The organism is Rhodoflexus caldus, assembly GCF_021206925.1.
Taxonomy (GTDB): domain Bacteria; phylum Bacteroidota; class Bacteroidia; order Cytophagales; family Thermoflexibacteraceae; genus Rhodoflexus; species Rhodoflexus caldus.
In genome coordinates this window covers 39,105-57,779 of record NZ_JAJPRF010000020.1, presented here as the reverse complement: position 1 = coordinate 57,779, position 18,675 = coordinate 39,105, and the positions used below count along the sequence as shown (strand labels likewise).

Genomic DNA, 18,675 nt, shown 5'->3' with positions numbered 1-18,675 from the left:
TGCCCGGTCGCTGCTTAAAGACTACTTTGCCCATGCACTTATATACTGCTTGCAAAGCAAAGATAATCAATTAATTAGAGGCTATCCAGACTTTTTGGACAGCCTCTTTAAATAGCTGTTTTCATGGATTTACACACAAAATATTTTTTTGCAAACCACTTGTGCTTTTTTGTAGTTCTTTTTCAATGCTACTCTGTGTTCTTTGCATTTGAGACTCCGCGTATATTACGGTTTATTGTTTACCGCAAAGGGCACAAATATTTACCACAGAGAACACAAAGAGTGTAACAAACCCGCGTTACCAGCCACATATCCGCCTTCACCTACAACTTTCCCCAGACAGCACCGCCGCAATTGTCTGCTGTTGCGCCCGTAACCGAAGCCAAGCAATTGGGTTGTCCCAAGTAGCGCAGCACACCCAAAAAGGCAAAGACAATGGCCTCTTTGAAAGCAATAATATCTGCATCGGGGATAACGATTTCCGCTTCGGGCAGTTGCTTTTGCAGCAGTTCCACAAAAAAAGTATTGAAAGCTCCACCGCCCGTGAGCAATACTTTCGGCTTGACGCGGTTGAACTGCCGAATATTTTCAGCCAATTGGAAGACTGAATAATGCACTGCCGTACAAAGCAAATCAGGGACGGAAGCGCCGCTTGCTTCTATCAGCGGCACGTAGTACGAAATAAAAGTTTCCTTGCCCAGCGATTTGGGGAAAGGTTGCTGCAAATACGGGTCTGCATTGAATTGCGCCAGTAAGTCGGGCAGACAGTTGCCGCGGCGGGCTGTTTCGCCGCCCTTGTCGTAGTCAAGTCCCAACTTTTTTGTCAGATAATTAAACAACATGTTTGTAAATGCCACATCGTAGGAAATGCGTTTGCCTTGATGTTCTACCGAAAAGTTGGAGATGCCGCCCAGATTGACGCAGAAATCATAATCGGCGAAGAGCAGGCGGTCGCCGATGGGGACGAGCGGCGCACCCTGCCCGCCCAAAGCAACATCCAGCGTGCGGAAGTCGCAAATGACGGGGTAGCCCGAGGCAGCCGACAGTGCCGCCCCATGCCCTATTTGCGTGGTCAGCCGAATGGGTGGCTGGTGGAAAATCGTGTGCCCGTGCGAAGCGATGAACAGCGGTTGAACAGCTTGCGCCGCAATGAATTGTCGCGCCTGTTCGCCGAAATAGTGCCCCAGTTCCATATCGGCACGGGCATAGTCAAAGGCAGAACGGTTTTCCAAATCGCTCAAAACGGCTTTCCATTCATCGCTGTAAGGAACGGTAGTTGCTGCGTGCAGGCGAAAATGCCATCGGGCATCCTGCCAAAATTCAACCAATGCCAAATCAAGACCGTCTAAGGACGTTCCGGACATCATGCCAAGTGCGTAGATGCTGTTTTGCATATCGGGCTAATCATTTATTTTTGTCAAACTATGAAAAAAGATATTGTATTCCCAACCGTAGAAGGAATTCGCGTAGCGGTTGCCTGCAAAGATGCAACAGCAGAAACGCCCGAGTGGGCGGTTTATCTGCTGAATACGAATGCGTTTGACATAGACAATGTAATGGTTGTGTCCAAAGGATACAGCGAAAAAGAGCAAAAACAGGAGCAGCAGCGCACCTCTGTATTGCGGCAGTATTTGGGAACAATTGCGGCAGGGCAGCACATGCAAATTGAACTCATAGACCCTTCGGTTTTTCACCTGTTCAACGAATACTGGGTGAGCTACTACGTAAACGGGCAGATTTACGATAAGAAATTCATTTTCGTACCGGAAAGTATCATCAGTGAAAATTTGGTGTACATTCCGCAGTTGGAACTGAAAGGTATTCTGCATCATTAATGCCTGTCGGCTTTTGCGGAACGCGGATTTTTTTCAGTAGATTAAGCCGCAAATTTCCAACATCGCCTATCATATGAATCCGCTTACTCCGGCGCAGATTTTCCGCGAACTGAAAAACCTGCTGTTCATAGACATTGAAACCGTTTCGGTACAACCCGACTTGGACTTGTTAGACGAAGCGATGCAGGCACTTTGGACAAAGCGGGCGAACCGTTTAGACCCACAGCAAAACCCCGACATTCTTTACAAACAACGGGCTGCACTTTCGGCAGAGTTCGGGAAAATTATTTGCATTGCGGCGGGCTATTTTTACCTCAACGATGAACAACAGTTGAGCCTCCGCGTCAAGTCCTTTTCGGGCACCGATGAGGCGCAACTGTTGCACGATTTCAAATACCTGCTGGAAAACCGCTTCAACAAGCGCACGCGGCTTGTGGCACACAACGGCAAACATTTTGACTATCCTTACCTGTGCCGCCGCATGTTGATTAACCGCATCATGCCGCCTGCCATCCTCAACATTGCCGACCAAAAGCCGTGGGAAATTGTGCATTTGGATACGATGGAAATGTGGCAATACGGCGACAAACGCTATTTGACTTCGCTCAAATTGCTGGCAACTCTTTTTGGCATCCCTACGGGCAAAGACAACATAGACGGCAGCATGGTACACGACGTATTCTACCGCGACGGCGATTATGAGCGCATCGCTGCCTATTGCCGCAGCGACGTAAAAGTTACCGCACAGGTCTATCTGGCGATGCGCTGCTACCCAAGTCTTGCGCCTGAAAATATCATTGAGCTATCGTAAGTGTTTAAAATGCCGTTATCTAAATTTTGGCGGGAATCTTCGCTTGCATAGTTGAAGCCCCTGAATGTGTTTTATACACAGACCCGACAAGTTTTAGAAACCTGTTGGGTTTTAAATAGCTGTTTTTCAATAATTTATATAAAACATTTTTGGCAAACAAGTTGCGATTTTGCATAATTGGCGCAACCGTTTGAGAAATTATACGTTTGCCAATGCCAGCACGCCGATTGTCTCGCAGCCACCTTTGATGAGCGGCGCAGCGCAAGCCTCTATGGTTGCACCTGTGGTAACTACATCGTCCACAATAAGGATTTTGAGGTTTTGGGTTGAAGCATCGGCAAACAACCGAAAGGCATCGGCGGTATTGGCCACGCGCTGCTCGCGTTCCATTCGCACCTGCGACAGGGTCGCTTTGCTGCGAAAAACCAAGTCCTCGCGCAGCGGAATCCCTGTAATTTCGCTAATGCCTCGGGCAAAACATGCCGACTGATTATATCCGCGTCGTTTTTGCCGCTCGCGGTGCAACGGAACAGGTACAAGGCAGTCAAACCGATGGCCTATATCGGTTGCCGACAGGTGGTATCCGTACCATCTGCCCAATTGAACGCCTAATTCGCAAGCTCCTTTGTATTTGACCTCATGCGCGAGTGATTGCACAATGCCGTCATCTGAAAAGTGCATAAAAGCAGACGCATGAACAATCGGCAGCCGCCCTTTGAATTTGTCAAACATCGGGTTATTGGCAGGCATTTGATGAAAATGTGTTAAAGGGAAATTAAGCCGACAACTTGTGCAAACCATGTCTTCATCGGCCAACAGGGCAGATTTACAGCCTCCGCAAGTATTGGGGAAAGCTAATTGTATAAAATCACTCCACAATTGCGCAAGTAACATGTTCCTTTGGCTTACTTTTAAGGTAAATTTATTGTTCACATGGGAAAAATTGAAGAATTCAACGAATATCGCAGCCGCATGAACGAGCGCATTTTGAGTTCGGACAATCTGGTTATCAAGCGGTTTTTCAATTTAGATACAAATGCCTATGCGCCCGGTCGTTTGGACGTGCGCACCAAAGAAATGATTGGACTGGCAAGTTCCATGGTGCTCCGTTGCGACGACTGCATCAAATATCACATCGGCAAGTGCGTAGAGGCCGGGCTCAGCCCCGAAGAGATAGAGGAAGTTTTTTCCATAGCCTTATTGGTGGGCGGCAGCATCGTTATTCCGCACCTGCGCCGCGCGGTAGAATATCTGGATGAGTTTAAGCAGCAAGCCTCATGATTCCCGACGAGATTTCCATTAAGCAAGAATGGGAAGAACTTTTGGAGCGACTGAAAGTTCACTTCGGCAAAAAGCCTGACCTCAACGGTGTGCTTTTTCTGATTGGTATTCAGGAATTGGGGCAGGGTGTGCGCAACTTCAGTAAAGAAGAAAAACAAGACCTGATGCACATTGCCGTTTGCAAAGTATTGAGCTATGCCGGATTTTATGAGCTGGAAGGGACTGACAAAGACGGCTGGCCGCACTGGAAACCCACCGCCAAATTGCCCTTCCTCAACTTAAAATTGCAGGAGGAACTGCTCAAACAACACATTATTGAATATTTCCGCAAGGAAGTATTTCCCGAAGCATAACCCATGAAGATAATTACCTACAACGTCAATGGTATTCGTTCGGCCATCAAAAAAGATTTTCTTGGATGGCTGGCAAAGGAACAGCCCGATATTCTGTGTTTGCAAGAGGTAAAAGCCTCCCCCAATCAGGTTGATTTAGCCCCTTTTGCCGATATGGGATACAGCCCGTATTGGCACGAAGCGGAGAAGAAAGGGTACAGTGGAGTAGCTGTTTTTTCCAAAATAGCGCCTGTTGCCGTTACCTACGGTATGGGGCATCCGAAGTATGATGCAGAAGGAAGAGTAATAAAGTTTGATTTGCCCGACTTTTCCATCCTGAATGTTTACATGCCCTCCGGCACAACGGGAGAGGTGCGGCAGCAGTTCAAATACGAGTGGTTAGACGACTTCAAAGGCTATTTGCAGGATTTGAAGCAGCGCCAAAGCGGCCTGTTGATTGGCGGGGATTTCAACATTGCACACCGCCCCATTGATATCCACAATCCTGTGTCTAACAAGAAAAGCTCGGGTTTTCTTCCCGAAGAGCGCGCATGGATGGACTGCCTGTTCAATGACGGTTTTGTTGATTTGTTTCGCCAATTCCACAACGAGCCGCATCGCTACACATGGTGGAGCACACGAGCCAACTCGCGCGCCAAAAACTTAGGTTGGCGAATTGACTACTGGGTAGCCGATACCGCACTTCGGCCTCGCATTGCCGATTGCGATATTTTGCAAGAAGCGATGCACTCCGACCATTGTCCTGTTTCAGTAAAAATTAATCTCTGAGTCATCTGCTATTGTTGGCACAGTGATTTTTTATGTTTAATATAGCAAGCGTAATAAATTGCCCGTGTTTCCGTTCTCAAATATTAGTGATTCGTGTGTATGCCAAACCAATTACTATTAACTATGCGAAATAAGCTCTCGGATAAAGCATCATACCTGTTGAGGTTTGTTCTTTATGTATCAGCATTCATAGCTTTATACGGCTGCTCCCCTTCACAGCGGCAGGAAGAACCTTCCGGCCCTCGTGAAGCCAAGGGCGGCCGATTCTATGGCGGCGTTTTGCGTATCAATGAAACCGAGTATATCAAAACATTGTATCCGCCGGCTATTGTTGATGTATATTCTTATCGCGTAGCTAATCATATCTATGAAGGGCTTTTCAAGTTTGACCAAACCAACATGGAGGTCGTAAAATCATTGGCAGACACCTTTGAAATAGACCCAACCCAAACCATATATACCTTCCAACTGAAAAAGGGCGTATTTTTTCACGATGACCCTGCTTTTGAAGGCGGCAAAGGGCGCGAGCTTACTGCCGAAGATGTGAAATACTGCTTCACGCAATTGTGCACACAAAGTCCCGACAACCAGTCGTTCCACTTATTTGACGGCATCATCAAAGGGGCAAAAGAGTACTACAATGCCTCTGCCGGAGGGAAAAAGCCCGACTTTGAAGTAGAAGGCATCAAAGTTCTTGGTAAATACACAATTCAGTTGTTTTTAGAGAGGCCATACTCTTTGTTATTGTCCAATCTGGCGCGCAGCGGCGGTTTCATTTTCCCGCGCGAGGCCTACGAAAAATATGGCAACGAGATGAAGTTCAAAGCAGTCGGTACGGGGCCTTTCATACTGAAAAATATTGATGACAATAACTCTATCACCCTCAAACGCAATCCGAACTATCACAGAAAAGACCGTTTCGGCAATCAATTGCCATTATTGGACGGGGTGTACATACAGTTTATACGGGAAAAACGCACGGAATTTTTTGAGTTTAAGAAAGGCAATCTGGACATGATGTATCGCCTTCCTACCGATTACATCATTGAAATTTTGGAAGAAGCCGAATCAGACCCCGATGGCGGCATCAGCAAGTACACGCTGCAAAGAGAACCGGAAACCCAGACCCAATTTTACTCATTACTCAATATCCATCCGGTATTTAAAAACGTGAACGTGCGCAAAGCCTTCTCGTTTGCCATTGACCGCAAAGAAATTTTGGACAGAGTATTGAACGGAGAAGGCTATGAAGCAGGTTTGTACGGCCTTACGCCTCCATCGTTCCGCTGGTATGACATCCACAAAATCAAAGGTTACGACTTCAACAAAGATTCTGCCCTTTACTATATCGCCAAGGCCGGTTATCCGATGGGTAGAAACTTCCCCAAAATTACGCTTGACCTGAACCCCGAGGGCGAGCGCCATACGCTGGTTGCAACCGAAGTGCAGCGCCAACTCAAAGAAGTGCTTAATATAGACATTGACCTGAACGTAGTTACGCACTCCGATATTACCGACAAGTGCTTATCGGGCAATTACGCCATGATTCGCCTTTCATGGGTGGCGGACTTCCCAAGCCCTGAAAACTTCCTGTGGATGTTTTACAGCAAGCAATCCACTTTCAAAGCAGGAGAAAATACTTATCCGAATATCCCGCGCTACTACAATCCGAAGTTTAACGAAAACTACGAAAAAGCACTTGCTGCCCCCAATATAGAAGAGCAAACAAAATATTTTCAGGCGGCAGAGTCCATCATGATGCAAGATGCTCCGATTATCGTACTGTGGTATGACGAATGCTATCGCCTGTTGCAGCAGCATGTGGAAAACCTGCCCAATAACCCGATGCAATATCGCGATTTCAGCGAGGTGTATCTGAAACCCAAAGCGACCAACACTCAAAACAAAGAAGCAAAATAACAGCGGGAGAATATGGTTGCTAAAACTTTCGGCAGCGCTGTTTTCGGCGTTGATGCATCCATCATTACTGTTGAGGTAACTATCATGCAAGGTACAGGCTTTGTCATGGTAGGTTTACCCGACAGTGCCGTTAAAGAAAGTGCGCAACGAGTAGAGTCTGCACTGAAATTTTTCGGCTATAAGATGCCGCGCCAGCGGGTCGTCATCAATATGGCACCTGCCGACCTCCGCAAAGAAGGTTCCGCATACGATTTGACACTTGCCATCGGGATTCTTCGCGCTTCCGAGCAACTAAGGGCAGATGATTTGGATAGTTACCTGATTATGGGCGAACTGTCGCTCGATGGTCTTTTGCGCCCCATTAAAGGGGTTTTGCCCATTGCCATTGAGGCGCGCAAAAAGGGCTATAAAACGCTTATCATCCCCAAAGAAAATGCGCATGAGGCAGCCATCGTCAATAATATTGATGTGATTGGCGTAGAAACCTTGCTGGATGCCATTGAGCACATCAACGGCGACAAAAGAATTGAGCCTTTGCGGAAAGATACAAGAGAGTTGTTCTTTCACGAGCAAAGCCACTATACGGCAGATTTTTCGCACGTGCAGGGGCAGGAAAATATTAAGCGGGCACTGGAAATAGCCGCGGCAGGTGGCCATAATGTTATCATGATTGGCCCTCCGGGTGCAGGCAAAACCATGCTTGCCAAACGGCTACCCTCTATTTTGCCCATGATGAGCCTGCAAGAAGCCTTAGAAACAACAAAAATTCATTCGGTAGCAGGCAAGTTAGGGGCGCAAGCCGGCTTGATAGCTCAGCGGCCGTTTCGCGCACCTCATCACACCATCAGCGATGTGGCGCTGGTAGGCGGTGGCGGTATTCCGCAACCGGGGGAAATTTCACTGGCTCATAATGGCGTACTTTTCTTGGACGAACTACCCGAGTTCAAGCGAACGGTACTGGAAGTAATGCGACAGCCTTTGGAAGAGCGTCGGGTAACTATTTCGCGCGCCAAAGTTACGGTTGATTTTCCCGCAAACTTTATGTTGGTTGCCAGCATGAACCCTTGTCCGTGTGGTTACTACAACCACCCTGAAAAAGATTGCGTATGCGGCCCCGGGGTCGTGCAGCGCTACCTGAACAAGGTCAGCGGCCCACTGTTAGACCGCATAGACTTGCATGTGGAAGTAACGCCTGTATCCTTTGACCAGATGACCAGCACGCGTCCCGCTGAAAGCAGCGAACAAATTCGCAGCAGGGTAGTGAAAGCAAGGGCCATACAAACCGAACGATTTAAAGAATATGCAGGCATTTATTCCAATGCAATGATGCCTTCGCAGATGGTCAAAGAAATATGCAGCATCAGTAATCCCGGTAAAACATTACTCAAAACAGCAATGGAACGACTCGGGCTTTCTGCGCGCGCCTATGACCGCATTTTAAAGGTATCGCGCACCATTGCTGACTTGGCCGGTAGTCAGGAAATTAAAATAGAGCACTTGGCCGAAGCTATTCAGTATCGCAGTTTAGACCGCGAAAACTGGGCAGGCTAACGCCAAGTGCTGTTGCATGGTTTATTTGCGGAAAGCAATTTTCCATACGCCGCGCAGGTCGCCCTGTTTATAGCCTGTGGCCAAATCGGCAGGGTACTTGCCGCGAATGGCGGCCAGTGTGGCAGCGTCAATATCATTTTTAGGGTCGCCGTGGCATTGCAAGCAGGTAGGCATACCAACCATGATAGGCTTGTAGTAAATCACCTGATTTTCCTGCTCCACTAAACGGGCGGCCAGTGCCGTTCCTGCGGTTTTTTGCGCCTGATAATCGGCAATTACGGTGCTGTCTGTCGCATCGGGCTTGTCTGCCGGATTGCGGTAGCGGTCAGAAATGCGCTGGATGGTGCAGTTGTAGTGCTGCGATAAGGAGTCGGCAATAGGCAGTGCGTGAACATTGCAAAATGAAACAGCACCTGCTGTTCCTTGTTCATTAATAGCCTTCATCAAAGCACCTACAAATGCTTTTTGTGCGGCGTTGGCTATAGAGTCGCCCGCAACCTGAAAATCGGTAGCCGTTTTGGCTGTGGTTTCGCTTTCGGAAGCAGTGTCGGTAGTTTGTTGGGTAGGACTGTTGCATGCCCATCCCAAAAGTAACAGTGCCGTGAGCAGATATGTTTTTTGCATAACTTGTTGAAATAAATTACGAGAGCTAAGTTAGAAAAACAGCCGATAATCAGCCAAATTTTCTCTTAGGTTTCGTAGGTAGTGCGAGCCAAAATACTGCGCCCGAGCGTTACCTCATCGGTATATTCCAATTCGCTGCCGACAGGCAACCCGCGGGCAAGTGTCGTAATTTTCACTTCATAATTTTTAAGCCTTTTAGAGAGGTAAAAGGCGGTGGTATCGCCTTCCATGGTGGCACTGATGGCGAGGATAATCTCTTTAACCTCGCCTGCGGCAATTCGGCTTACGAGAGATTCAATATGTAAATCGGCAGGCCCGATGCCTTCAATCGGAGAAATAATCCCCCCCAATACGTGATAAAGGCCGGTATATTGGCCGGTATTTTCAATGGCTAAAATGTCGGGCGATTCTTCCACTACGCAAATAATACTTCTGTCTCGGCGATTGTCCGAACATATATGACAAAAAGCCGACTCCGAAATATGATGGCAGGATTGGCAGTAGGTGGTTTGCGTGCGTAGTTTTACAATGGCTTCTGCCAGTTGCGTGCTGTATTTTTCTTCCTGTTTCAGCAGGTGGAGTGCCAGCCGAAGGGCAGTTTTTTTACCGATACCGGGCAGTTTGGATATTTCGGCAACTGCATCTTCAACCAACTTTGACGGATAGTTCATCAGGCAGATAGTTTACACAATGGCAGCACCTATACCTCTGTCCGTAATGGCATCGCGCATGGGTCGCAACTCGTCAAAACTGCCTTTTTTCACGCTGCATTTCCCCTTGTAATGAATGATGAGTGTGCATTGCTCGGCTTGTTCCGGCGTATGCTTGCAAACATCTATCAGGGTTTGAATCACAAACTCGAACGTGTTTACATCATCATTGAAAACAACAAGGTCATGAGCATCCACCAACTTCTCGTTCGGCACTTCAATTTCAAGGATTTCAACCGAATTATCTTCCCAAGGTTGCATTTGTAATGAATTTAGCTTTCCACTGACAAAGATAAAAAAAACCTGATACTTGTTTGACATATTCTTTTTCTGTTATATTTGCCATCACCTGTAATTTAAACTAACGCTATTATGAAAATGGAAACCAGCCACTGTTACTGCTCATTCTACTGCCACGCCTGCTAACTCCTTTAAAGTCATCGTTTTTTGATTTTAAGAGGAGTTTTTTGTCTCCCAAATTATTTTAATTGTACAAGTTATTGCATCCGTTATGCTTGCAATGTTGCAGTTCTGTAGCTGCCTTGCAGGCAAAAGGTTGATAAATTTCTATCTAATTACAAACAGCAATTCACATGAACATGAAAGTGAACTCTTTACTGAAAATGACATTGGCAATTTTGCTGATGTTTTGTGCGGGGATGCTTTATGCGCAGAACCGTACGGTCAAGGGTAAGGTTACGTCAGAGGAAGACGGTAGCCCGCTACCCGGCGTAAACGTTACCCTGAAAGGCACTAATACGGGTACAATTACCGACGTAGAAGGTAATTTCAGCCTGAATGTTTCCGGAGACAATCCGGTTTTGGTATTTTCTTATGTGGGCTTTATCTCACAGGAAGTAAATGTGGCCGGCAAAGACAATATAGACGTTAAGCTGGCAGTTGATGTGAAAGCCCTGAGCGAGGTTGTCGTAGTTGGTTACGGTGAGCAAAAGAAGCGCGATATCACCGGCTCTATGACCTCTGTAAAGGCTAAGGATTTTAACCCGGGTGCCATTGTATCTCCTGAACAATTACTACAAGGCCGTGCAGCGGGTGTAGTAATTACTTCTGCCAACGGCGACCCCGGTGCTAACCCTAACGTGCGTATCCGTGGGGGTACATCCATTAACGCAAGTAACCTGCCCTTGTACGTAATTGACGGTGTACCTATCGATAACGGAACGGTAACTCCCGGCGGTGCAAACTTGGGCGCAGCTCCTCCGCGTAACCCGCTGAACTCGTTGAACCCGAACGATATTGAATCCATAGATGTATTGAAAGATGCTTCTGCGGCTGCTATCTACGGTTCACGCGGTGCTAACGGTGTTATCATCATTACTACTAAAAAAGGCAAAGAAGGCAGAGGAACACTCAACTACGATACTTACGTAGGTTTCAATACGCCTTCTAAATATTTGCCTTTGCTCAATGCGGCTGAGTATCGTCAGTTTGTGCAATCTAACCGCCTGAACAACGACTTAGGCAATGCCGATACCGATTGGCAGCGCGAAGTATTGCGTACGGCAATGGTACATAACCATGACCTTTCTTTTGGCGGTGGTACAGCCAAAACACAGTATCGCGCTTCCGTGAACTATTTCAACCAAGAGGGTATGGTGATTAACTCCGGTATGACCCGCGTTTCCGGTCGTATCAACGTAAACCATAAGGCGATTAATGACAAACTCAATCTGGAACTGCAACTGATGGGTTCTCAGGTAAATGACCAATTGGTGCCTTATTCTGCCACAGGTGGTTTTGAGGGCGGTCTGTTTACCAACGTAATGAAAATGAACCCTACTTTCCCCGTTAGAAGACCGGACGGCAGTTTCTTCGAGTATCCTTCTCCGTCTATTCGTAACCCGGTTGCATTGGCTACTCAGTTGAGCGATAACGTAGTTACCAACCGTATTTTTGCCAACTTGGGTGCTACCTACGAAATTATTCAAGGACTGAAAGCCCGCATTGCCGTAAGTACAGACCGCAACCTTTCTACCCGTAAGGTCTATGTACCACGCAGCAACCCTGCCGGTTTGCCGTTTGGCGGTGAAGCAGCGATTCGCCAAAACGATTTTGGTTTTGAACGCTTCGAGTCTTACCTGAGCTATCAGAAAAATCTGCTGGACAACCACAACCTGAATGTTATTGCCGGTTATGACTATCAAATTTTCAACCGTGAAGGTTTTGGTGCTGCCGGCCGCGACTTCATCACTGACGCATTTGGAGCCAACAACTTAGGTGCAGGTAATTCAACTGTTTTGGCAGGTATTCCTCCATTCTCATTCAAAGAAAATAACAAACTGATTTCATTCTATGCACGTGCCAACTATGACATCGCCGGCAAGTATCTGTTTACTGCTACTTTCCGTCGCGATGGTTCTTCCCGCTTCGGTGCCAATAACAAGTGGGGTAACTTCCCGTCAGCTTCAGTAGCATGGCGTATTGTGGAAGAGAACTTCATGAAAGGCATTGACGCGATAACCGACCTGAAAGTGCGCGTGAGCTATGGTATCACCGGTAGTCAGGAAATCGGTAATCGTCGTTCGCTGACCATCTTCAACGCCGACCCGGGACTGCGCGCCATCATTGGTGGCATACCTCAAACAGGTGTGGCTTTGACACAGAACCCCAACCCGAACCTGAAATGGGAAGAAACTTCTCAGTTAAACATAGGTGTAGATTACGGCTTCTTGGATAACCGCCTGACCGGTAGCATCGACTACTTCGTTAAGCGCACTACCGACCTGTTGTTGGAGTTCGCCGTGCCTCAACCCGCAGTAGTACCTACTATTTTGGGTAATGCCGGTGAAGTACAAAACAAGGGTATCGAGTTTTCAGCTAACTACACTGCCGTAGATAAAGGTGATTTCCGTTGGGATGTTTCTGCCAACTTTGCATACATACAAAACAAAGTAGTGAGCCTTGCGGGTAGCGCAGACTCTATTTTCCGCGCCAATGCTTCAGGTGCCGGTCAGTCCGGTGTAAACACACAGGTAATTGCGCCGGGGCTGCCTGCCAACTCATGGTACGGCCCTACATTGGTGCGCATTGAAAACGGCGTACAAATCTTAGGCCCTCGTCAGGTTTTAGGCAATCCTAATCCACGCTTCACTTACGGCATCAACAACAGTTTCCGTTATAAGCGTCTGGATTTCAGCTTCTTCTTGCAAGGCGTACAAGGAATGGAAGTGTTTAACAACACTGCATTGGAGTACACTGTGAAAAACAACGTGTTCACTAATATCAACATGTTGCGTGATGCCTTAAATGACGGTACGAACCTGACAGAAACACCTAAGTATTCCAGCCGTTGGATTGAAGACGGTTCATTCCTTCGTTTGCAAAATGCTACTGTCGGCTACAATTTTGACATCAGCAGTGTGAAATGGTTGAGCAATCTGCGCGTATATGCTACCGGACAAAACCTGTTCCTGATTACCAAATACACAGGTTTAGATCCAGAAGTAGCTGCTGCGTTCCCCGGCTATGACTATGCGAACTATCCTCGTGCACGCACCGTGATGTTCGGCCTCAATGTAGGTTTCTAAACAAGATTGCAATAGCCGCCGCCCCCTGTAAGTGCTTGACAAAGTGGCTGCTATAACAAAAAAAATAAGCATGCGTTCAAACAACCTTTTTGAACAAAAAATTGTAAATTGAAACTAAACTCTGTTCATATGACAATGAAGAGCAAAATAACAAAGTATTTCGTGGCCGGAGCGATGGCATGTTCCACGCTGGTTTACTCCGGTTGTACGAATCTGGATGAAGACGTATTCAGCCAAATTGTGCCTGAAACGTTTTTCCAGAACGATGCACAGGCGTTATCAACGCTGATTCCGATATACGCACAATTGCGTTCATATCTGTGGAATTACTACAACATTTCACAGCATACCTCTGATGAAACAATGGTACCTCAGCGTGGTGGCGACTGGGGTGATGGTGGTGTTTGGGCACAATTGCACACGCACACATGGGATAAAACACACCCAATGCTCAACGGAGCATGGATTGATGCTTATACAGGTGTTGCACGTGCCAATGTGTTTATCGACAACCTGAGCCGCTCTTCGGTAAACGACAACCTGAAAAAGGCCTTCAATGCAGAAGCAAGATTCCTGCGTGCCTATTTCTACTTCCAATTGATGGATTTCTTCGGCGGAGTGCCTATTGTAACTACACCTACGGTGGATGCTGCCAATCCTCCTGCCCGCAATAGTCGTCAGGAAGTGTTTAACTTCATCGAGAAAGAACTGCGTGAGGCTGTAGCCGATTTGCCTGCTACTGCAACCGGCCCTAATTTGGGACGTGCCACCAAAGGTGCTGCCAATACCCTGCTTGCCAGAATGTACCTGAATGCACAGGTTTATACAGGAACAGCGCGTTGGCAAGATTGTATTGCTGCTTGCGATGCGGTAATTAACAGCAATGTTTACCGTTTGGCAAACAACTATTTTGACAACTTTGCTGTCAATAACGAAAACTCACCCGAAGCAATTTTCTTGATTGGCAACGTTAATCAAGGCGGTTTAGGTCTGACGTTCACTATGCGGAACTTCCACTACAACCAGTTGCCGCAATCACCATGGAACGGTTTCTGTACCATCGCCGAGTTTATTGACCAATTTAGCGAACCCGGCGATGTGCGTCGCAACATCTTGCAGGAAGGTCGTGCCATTAACTTTTTGACAGGACAGCCTGCTTTTGACCGCAGCGGCAACCCGCTGATATTCACTCGCGATGTACCGCTGGTAAATGCCTCAGAGGGTGCAGGTGTGCGCGTATTGAAATGGCAGATTGACCCTGCTCAAAATGGCGGTGATGCAGGTAACGACTACTTCATCTTCCGCTATGCCGATGTGCTGCTGATGAAGGCTGAAGCCCTGAACGAACTGAACGGCCCGACTGCTGAGGCTGTCAATTTGGTCAATCAGGTGCGCAACCGTTCTATCAGCCCTGCTCGTCCGCTTTCTGTAGCAGGTTTTAACCGCGATACATTCCGTGCACAAATCCTGCGTGAGCGCTCAACAGAATTAGGTTGGGAGGCTACTCGCCGTACAGACTTGATTCGCCACAACCGCTTTACCAATGCGTGGACAAACAAGCCTGCGAGCCAGCCTATCCGCAACCTGTTCCCTATTCCACAGGCTCAGATTGATGCTAATCCAAAACTTACTCAAAACCCCGGCTACTAATCGGTCAGGTTTGAAGTGAATCTATTAAAAAGAGCTGTCCCAAATGCGGGGCAGCTCTTTTTTTGACTCAATGGTGATAAGGGCAGTCCGTATGATTACTTTTCCACTGCAATCGCCTCAATTTCAATCAGATAATCGGGTGTTACTAATGACTGCACCCCTAATGTGCTACGAGCTACTTTTACAGGATTTTGCGGGTTATTGAAAAACAGTTTGTAAGCTTCAAACCAGCCGTTGTAGTCGGGTTGATTGCCTTTCTGGGGGTCAGGGGCAACATATACCCGCAGAAAAACGACATCATTCAGTGTCATGCCGCCTTGTTTGAGAATGCCTTCAATACGCTTCATAATGCTGATGCTCTGCGTGTACGTATCGCCGAAGCGTTGGCGGCTGCCCGGGGCGGCACTGCTGTCGGCGATGGCGGCAACAATCCCGCTGGTGTGAATCCAGCGTTTGCCTGCCGGAACTTCTACTCCCTGCAAGATAGGAGAGGACGGATTGTTGTCGTATCTTTTAACCATGCCGACAGGCGGCTTGCAGGCAAAAGCCAGTAGCAGTAAAACAGGAAAAAGCGAGAGTTTTTTCATCGTTACAACAGTTTATAACCTACCAGAAAATCTGTTCGTGCGCCGAACGGGCGGAAATAAACAAATATTTCGTAATTATTTTGAGTTTGTCCGTGGCTGCCTTCCAGAAAAACATCGTCTCGTTTGCCGTCTTTGCGCAACAGCGAATATTGGTAGTCATAAATACCTTGTTTGAGCAATACAACGCCCTGATAGACTTCCTGCGCGGGATAGTATTTCATCTCAAAGGCTTCATCGAGCCGCCAATCGGAAAAGCCGCCGCTGATAAACACCTTCCCTTCGGGCAATTCATGGCTTTTCAAGGTGAAAACGACTTCGGCGTAGTCGGCTTCCGTTCCCGGGTCGCGGCTGACTTGTACAGTGGCAATCATAAATCGGCCGTTTTGGTCGGGGAACATGCGGTTGTAAGCCCATCCGTTGCGGCTTTGGTCGGGCATGATGAAAACTTCGTTCAAATGCGGCCGCAGGTTAATTTGTCCTACGTTCAGCAATCGCGTGTTCATATTGGTTGTATTGAATACGCGAAACTCATTGCCTCCTTTAAACTGACGGTCTGCCGTAAAATTGTCATACTGCAATATGCGCTCATAGTCGCGAACGAACGTGGGTTGCAGTTGTCGCATCATATTGTCCCAACGGAAATTTTGCCGCACCATGACTTGTATTTGTTGTTGCGGGTTGCCTGCCTGCTGCAATGAACCGTAGCCGATACTGAAATCAACTTGTTGGTTGCGAAAGGCTTCTTCTACCCCTACGGGATTTTTTACCGATGCGCTGATACTGACCGACGACTCGTACACCATAAATCGCCGCGACAAAAACAGGTTGCGCTCGTTGCCTTCTTCGTAAACAACCAGCACGTAGTTGCCCGAAACCTGCACCTGCGGTACTTCAAAGCGATAGTGAACAAAGTTTACTTTGGTGTTGAACGACAATTGGCGGTCGGTGATGAAAAATTCGTTGTAGCCCTGCAAATATTCAACGGGGCTCAATTGCGAGATAGTCCAATCGGCATTGCAGTTGATGATTTTGACCGCTAAGCGTTCTATTTCGTTGGTCAATTTGTCAAAAGTCAGGATGAGTTGCCCGCCTTTGGGCACAACGGGCGGCAGCAGTTGGCTTTGCAGCGGGTTGCCCGTCAGCGGATACAGTTGCACCGTGCGAACGTCGGGCTGATAGTTCAGGTCTTCCATTTTCAGCACGGGCGAAGCGAAAGCAGCCGTGAAAGTTGCTATCAGAAAGCCCGCAAGCAAGAGGAGGTATTTCATGTGTTGGGTTGGTTTTAATTCGGTAAGAGGCTTTTTCTTTTGGGAACGCGGATTTTTTTATGAACGAAGCAGTTGAGCAGTAAACCTTCTACCGCAAAGTTTTATGCCAAGCATTTTTCTTGCGTACTCCGCAATTTAGCCTTTGTAACCTCTTCGGTAAAAATCCGCTCTAATGTGATTAATTCCCTACAATTTCGCGCCAAAGTCTTCGGCTACCAAATCGCCGACAATTTTTGCCGAACAAAGGCTCAACGGAATGCCGCCGCCCGGATGCACACTGCCGCCGCAGAAGTACAAACCGCTGATTTTATTAGAGAAATTGGCGTGGCGCAAAAATGCCGCATAGCGGTTGTTGCTGCTGTTGCCGTAGAGCGCCCCCATTGCCGAAGAGGTGCGCAACTCGATGCTGCGCGGGTCTAAAATGGCTTCGGTGGCAATCAGCGGTGCAATGTCCGTACCCAACATGCGGCTCAATTTGGCGATAATGTCCTTTCGGGCTTGTGCAATGAGTGTGTCCCAATCCTGCCCGCTGTTGTTCGGCACGTTAATCATCACAAACCAATTTTCACAGCCTTCGGGCGCATCATCGGGCTTGTATTTGCTTGTAATGTTGATGTAAACCGTCGGGTCGTTGCCGATGGTTTTTTTCTCGAAAATATGGGCGAACTCCGTGCGATAGTCGGCGCTGAAAAAAATGTTGTGCAAATCCAATTGCGGAAAACTTCGCGCTATGCCCCAGTAAAAAATCAGTGCCGAGCTTGATTTGGGCTGACTCAGAATTTTATCGGGTGCTTTTTCCTGCGGCAGCAGTCGGCGGTAGGCATTGGTAACGTCCATATTGCAAACCACAATATCGGCTTCTACGGTTTGCCCGTTTACGATGATGCCCGTTGCCGTTTTTTTGCCGTTGCTTTGCTTGGTAATAATTTGGCTGACAGGACTTTGCAGATGAAACTTTACCCCTTTGCGCTGTGCCAGCCGCACCAAACTTTGGCTGATTTCGTGCATGCCGCCTTTTGGGAAAAACGCGCCTATGCCGTGTTCCAAATGCGGAATGATATTGAGCGTGGCAGGCGTTTGGTAAGGATTAGAGCCGTTGTAGGTGGCATAGCGGTTGAACAACTGCACCAATTGGGGATGCTGTAACATGGCTTCGTTGGCAGCATTCATGGTGCGGAACAGGTCTAACTTGCCTATTTGCGCAACGGCTTTTGCCACTTTGCCGATAGCTTGCGGGCGCGTGAATGCATTGAGGCGATGCAGAGTACTTTTCAGGAAAATATCGGCGGTGAGCTCGTATTTTTCGCGGCTGCTTTCCAAAAAACGCAATACTTTTTGTCCGTCTGTGTTTAATTTTTCGGTAATTTCTGCAGCATAGCGTTGCGGGTCGGCAAAGGCACGCAAAAACGTACCGTCTTCAAAAAAGTAGTGTGTGATAACGTCTAAGCGAACGTAGGGAAAATGTTCGTCGGGGTGTTCGCCTGCCAATCGGAACAAGTCCGTTACCATTTCGGGCAGCGTAAAGAGCGAAGGCCCCGCATCAAAGCGGTAGCCATCCTGCACAATTTCCGACAGTTTGCCGCCCGTGTAGGTGTTGGCTTCAAATACTTCCGTTTCAAAGCCCATGCATTGCAGGCGAATGGCCGCTCCGATACCTGCAATCCCCGAACCGATAACTACTGCTTTCATGCCCAAAGCCTGATAAAATTGACGGTAAAGCTATGCCAAAAACAACTGATTTTTGGCGGCAAAGTTTGATTTATCTGTTG

The 18,675-nt window shown here is 47.6% G+C and carries 17 protein-coding genes; 9 read left to right on the top strand and 8 right to left on the bottom strand.

All coding sequences use genetic code 11. The annotated features are described in order from the left end of the window. Positions 1–323 precede the first annotated feature (323 nt). Positions 324–1,394, bottom strand: coding sequence for an anhydro-N-acetylmuramic acid kinase (locus NDK19_RS15655; protein ID WP_250632846.1), 1,071 nt, complete (start codon positions 1,392–1,394; stop codon positions 324–326). A 30-nt stretch (positions 1,395–1,424) separates the two neighbouring features. Here NDK19_RS15655 and NDK19_RS15650 point away from each other — a divergent pair, with 30 nt between their 5' ends. Both NDK19_RS15650 and NDK19_RS15645 read left to right on the top strand, forming a co-directional pair. Then, on the top strand, positions 1,425–1,835 hold the full coding sequence (locus NDK19_RS15650) for a hypothetical protein (protein ID WP_250632845.1): 411 nt from the start codon (positions 1,425–1,427) through the stop codon (positions 1,833–1,835). 73 nt (positions 1,836–1,908) lie between these two features. Further along, positions 1,909–2,646: a 3'-5' exonuclease gene (locus NDK19_RS15645; protein WP_250632844.1), complete on the top strand. Its 738-nt coding sequence runs from the start codon at positions 1,909–1,911 to the stop codon at positions 2,644–2,646. Positions 2,647–2,844: 198 nt separating this feature from the next. Here NDK19_RS15645 and NDK19_RS15640 read toward each other — a convergent pair whose 3' ends face one another. Beyond that, entirely contained in the window at positions 2,845–3,540 is a 696-nt protein-coding gene (locus tag NDK19_RS15640; protein WP_250632843.1) for a ComF family protein, read from the bottom strand. Positions 3,541–3,579: 39 nt separating this feature from the next. Here NDK19_RS15640 and NDK19_RS15635 point away from each other — a divergent pair, with 39 nt between their 5' ends. The 5 genes from NDK19_RS15635 (at position 3,580) to NDK19_RS15615 (ending at position 8,519) form a co-directional block, all read left to right on the top strand. After that, on the top strand, positions 3,580–3,927 hold the full coding sequence (locus NDK19_RS15635; RefSeq protein ID WP_250632842.1) for a carboxymuconolactone decarboxylase family protein: 348 nt from the start codon (positions 3,580–3,582) through the stop codon (positions 3,925–3,927). Beyond that, on the top strand, positions 3,924–4,280 hold the full coding sequence (locus NDK19_RS15630; protein ID WP_250632841.1) for a hypothetical protein: 357 nt from the start codon (positions 3,924–3,926) through the stop codon (positions 4,278–4,280). The genes NDK19_RS15635 and NDK19_RS15630 overlap by 4 nt, the downstream gene beginning before the upstream one ends. 3 nt (positions 4,281–4,283) lie before the next feature. After that, complete coding sequence (locus NDK19_RS15625; RefSeq protein ID WP_250632840.1) at positions 4,284–5,048, top strand: exodeoxyribonuclease III; 765 nt, start codon at positions 4,284–4,286, stop codon at positions 5,046–5,048. Positions 5,049–5,171: 123 nt separating this feature from the next. Continuing rightward, positions 5,172–6,968, top strand: a complete 1,797-nt coding sequence (locus tag NDK19_RS15620) for an ABC transporter substrate-binding protein (RefSeq protein WP_250632839.1) — start codon at positions 5,172–5,174, stop codon at positions 6,966–6,968. 12 nt (positions 6,969–6,980) lie between these two features. After that, positions 6,981–8,519: a YifB family Mg chelatase-like AAA ATPase gene (locus tag NDK19_RS15615; RefSeq protein WP_250632838.1), complete on the top strand. Its 1,539-nt coding sequence runs from the start codon at positions 6,981–6,983 to the stop codon at positions 8,517–8,519. Positions 8,520–8,540: 21 nt separating this feature from the next. Here NDK19_RS15615 and NDK19_RS15610 read toward each other — a convergent pair whose 3' ends face one another. The 3 genes from NDK19_RS15610 to NDK19_RS15600 form a co-directional block, all read right to left on the bottom strand. Next, positions 8,541–9,143, bottom strand: coding sequence for a Tll0287-like domain-containing protein (locus NDK19_RS15610; protein WP_250632837.1), 603 nt, complete (start codon positions 9,141–9,143; stop codon positions 8,541–8,543). Positions 9,144–9,208: 65 nt separating this feature from the next. Further along, a complete protein-coding gene (gene recR / locus NDK19_RS15605; RefSeq protein WP_250632836.1) occupies positions 9,209–9,814 on the bottom strand; it encodes a recombination mediator RecR in 606 nt (201 codons plus the stop codon). A gap of 12 nt (positions 9,815–9,826) precedes the next feature. Next, the gene (locus NDK19_RS15600; RefSeq protein ID WP_250632835.1) at positions 9,827–10,114 is read right to left on the bottom strand and encodes an ATP-dependent Clp protease adaptor ClpS; all 288 of its coding nucleotides are present in this window, start codon (positions 10,112–10,114) and stop codon (positions 9,827–9,829) included. A 332-nt stretch (positions 10,115–10,446) separates the two neighbouring features. Between NDK19_RS15600 and NDK19_RS15595 the strand changes: the two genes are divergently transcribed. After that, a complete protein-coding gene (locus NDK19_RS15595; protein WP_250632834.1) occupies positions 10,447–13,401 on the top strand; it encodes a SusC/RagA family TonB-linked outer membrane protein in 2,955 nt (984 codons plus the stop codon). Positions 13,402–13,536: 135 nt separating this feature from the next. Next, positions 13,537–15,051, top strand: a complete 1,515-nt coding sequence (locus tag NDK19_RS15590; RefSeq protein ID WP_250632833.1) for a RagB/SusD family nutrient uptake outer membrane protein — start codon at positions 13,537–13,539, stop codon at positions 15,049–15,051. A gap of 95 nt (positions 15,052–15,146) precedes the next feature. Here NDK19_RS15590 and NDK19_RS15585 read toward each other — a convergent pair whose 3' ends face one another. From NDK19_RS15585 to crtD, 3 genes are all read right to left on the bottom strand, one after another. Then, positions 15,147–15,638 carry a RidA family protein gene (locus tag NDK19_RS15585; protein WP_250632832.1) on the bottom strand — a complete coding sequence of 164 codons (492 nt, stop codon included), beginning with the start codon at positions 15,636–15,638 and terminating at the stop codon, positions 15,147–15,149. A 2-nt stretch (positions 15,639–15,640) separates the two neighbouring features. Continuing rightward, entirely contained in the window at positions 15,641–16,906 is a 1,266-nt protein-coding gene (locus tag NDK19_RS15580; RefSeq protein ID WP_250632831.1) for a type IX secretion system plug protein, read from the bottom strand. Positions 16,907–17,092: 186 nt separating this feature from the next. After that, positions 17,093–18,595: a 1-hydroxycarotenoid 3,4-desaturase CrtD gene (gene crtD / locus NDK19_RS15575; protein ID WP_250632830.1), complete on the bottom strand. Its 1,503-nt coding sequence runs from the start codon at positions 18,593–18,595 to the stop codon at positions 17,093–17,095. Between the last annotated feature and the right edge of the window lie 80 nt (positions 18,596–18,675).

Excerpts from the sequence above, each read along its gene's own strand:
- NDK19_RS15655 (WP_250632846.1), bottom strand. The coding sequence starts at position 1,394 with ATGCAAAACAGCATCTACGCACTTGGCATGATGTCCGGAACGTCCTTA.
- NDK19_RS15650 (WP_250632845.1), top strand. The coding sequence starts at position 1,425 with ATGAAAAAAGATATTGTATTCCCAACCGTAGAAGGAATTCGCGTAGCG.
- NDK19_RS15645 (WP_250632844.1), top strand. The coding sequence starts at position 1,909 with ATGAATCCGCTTACTCCGGCGCAGATTTTCCGCGAACTGAAAAACCTG.
- NDK19_RS15640 (WP_250632843.1), bottom strand. The coding sequence starts at position 3,540 with ATGTTACTTGCGCAATTGTGGAGTGATTTTATACAATTAGCTTTCCCC.
- NDK19_RS15635 (WP_250632842.1), top strand. The coding sequence starts at position 3,580 with ATGGGAAAAATTGAAGAATTCAACGAATATCGCAGCCGCATGAACGAG.
- NDK19_RS15630 (WP_250632841.1), top strand. The coding sequence starts at position 3,924 with ATGATTCCCGACGAGATTTCCATTAAGCAAGAATGGGAAGAACTTTTG.
- NDK19_RS15625 (WP_250632840.1), top strand. The coding sequence starts at position 4,284 with ATGAAGATAATTACCTACAACGTCAATGGTATTCGTTCGGCCATCAAA.
- NDK19_RS15620 (WP_250632839.1), top strand. The coding sequence starts at position 5,172 with ATGCGAAATAAGCTCTCGGATAAAGCATCATACCTGTTGAGGTTTGTT.
- NDK19_RS15615 (WP_250632838.1), top strand. The coding sequence starts at position 6,981 with ATGGTTGCTAAAACTTTCGGCAGCGCTGTTTTCGGCGTTGATGCATCC.
- NDK19_RS15610 (WP_250632837.1), bottom strand. The coding sequence starts at position 9,143 with ATGCAAAAAACATATCTGCTCACGGCACTGTTACTTTTGGGATGGGCA.
- recR (WP_250632836.1), bottom strand. The coding sequence starts at position 9,814 with ATGAACTATCCGTCAAAGTTGGTTGAAGATGCAGTTGCCGAAATATCC.
- NDK19_RS15600 (WP_250632835.1), bottom strand. The coding sequence starts at position 10,114 with ATGCAACCTTGGGAAGATAATTCGGTTGAAATCCTTGAAATTGAAGTG.
- NDK19_RS15595 (WP_250632834.1), top strand. The coding sequence starts at position 10,447 with ATGAACATGAAAGTGAACTCTTTACTGAAAATGACATTGGCAATTTTG.
- NDK19_RS15590 (WP_250632833.1), top strand. The coding sequence starts at position 13,537 with ATGAAGAGCAAAATAACAAAGTATTTCGTGGCCGGAGCGATGGCATGT.
- NDK19_RS15585 (WP_250632832.1), bottom strand. The coding sequence starts at position 15,638 with ATGAAAAAACTCTCGCTTTTTCCTGTTTTACTGCTACTGGCTTTTGCC.
- NDK19_RS15580 (WP_250632831.1), bottom strand. The coding sequence starts at position 16,906 with ATGAAATACCTCCTCTTGCTTGCGGGCTTTCTGATAGCAACTTTCACG.
- crtD (WP_250632830.1), bottom strand. The coding sequence starts at position 18,595 with ATGAAAGCAGTAGTTATCGGTTCGGGGATTGCAGGTATCGGAGCGGCC.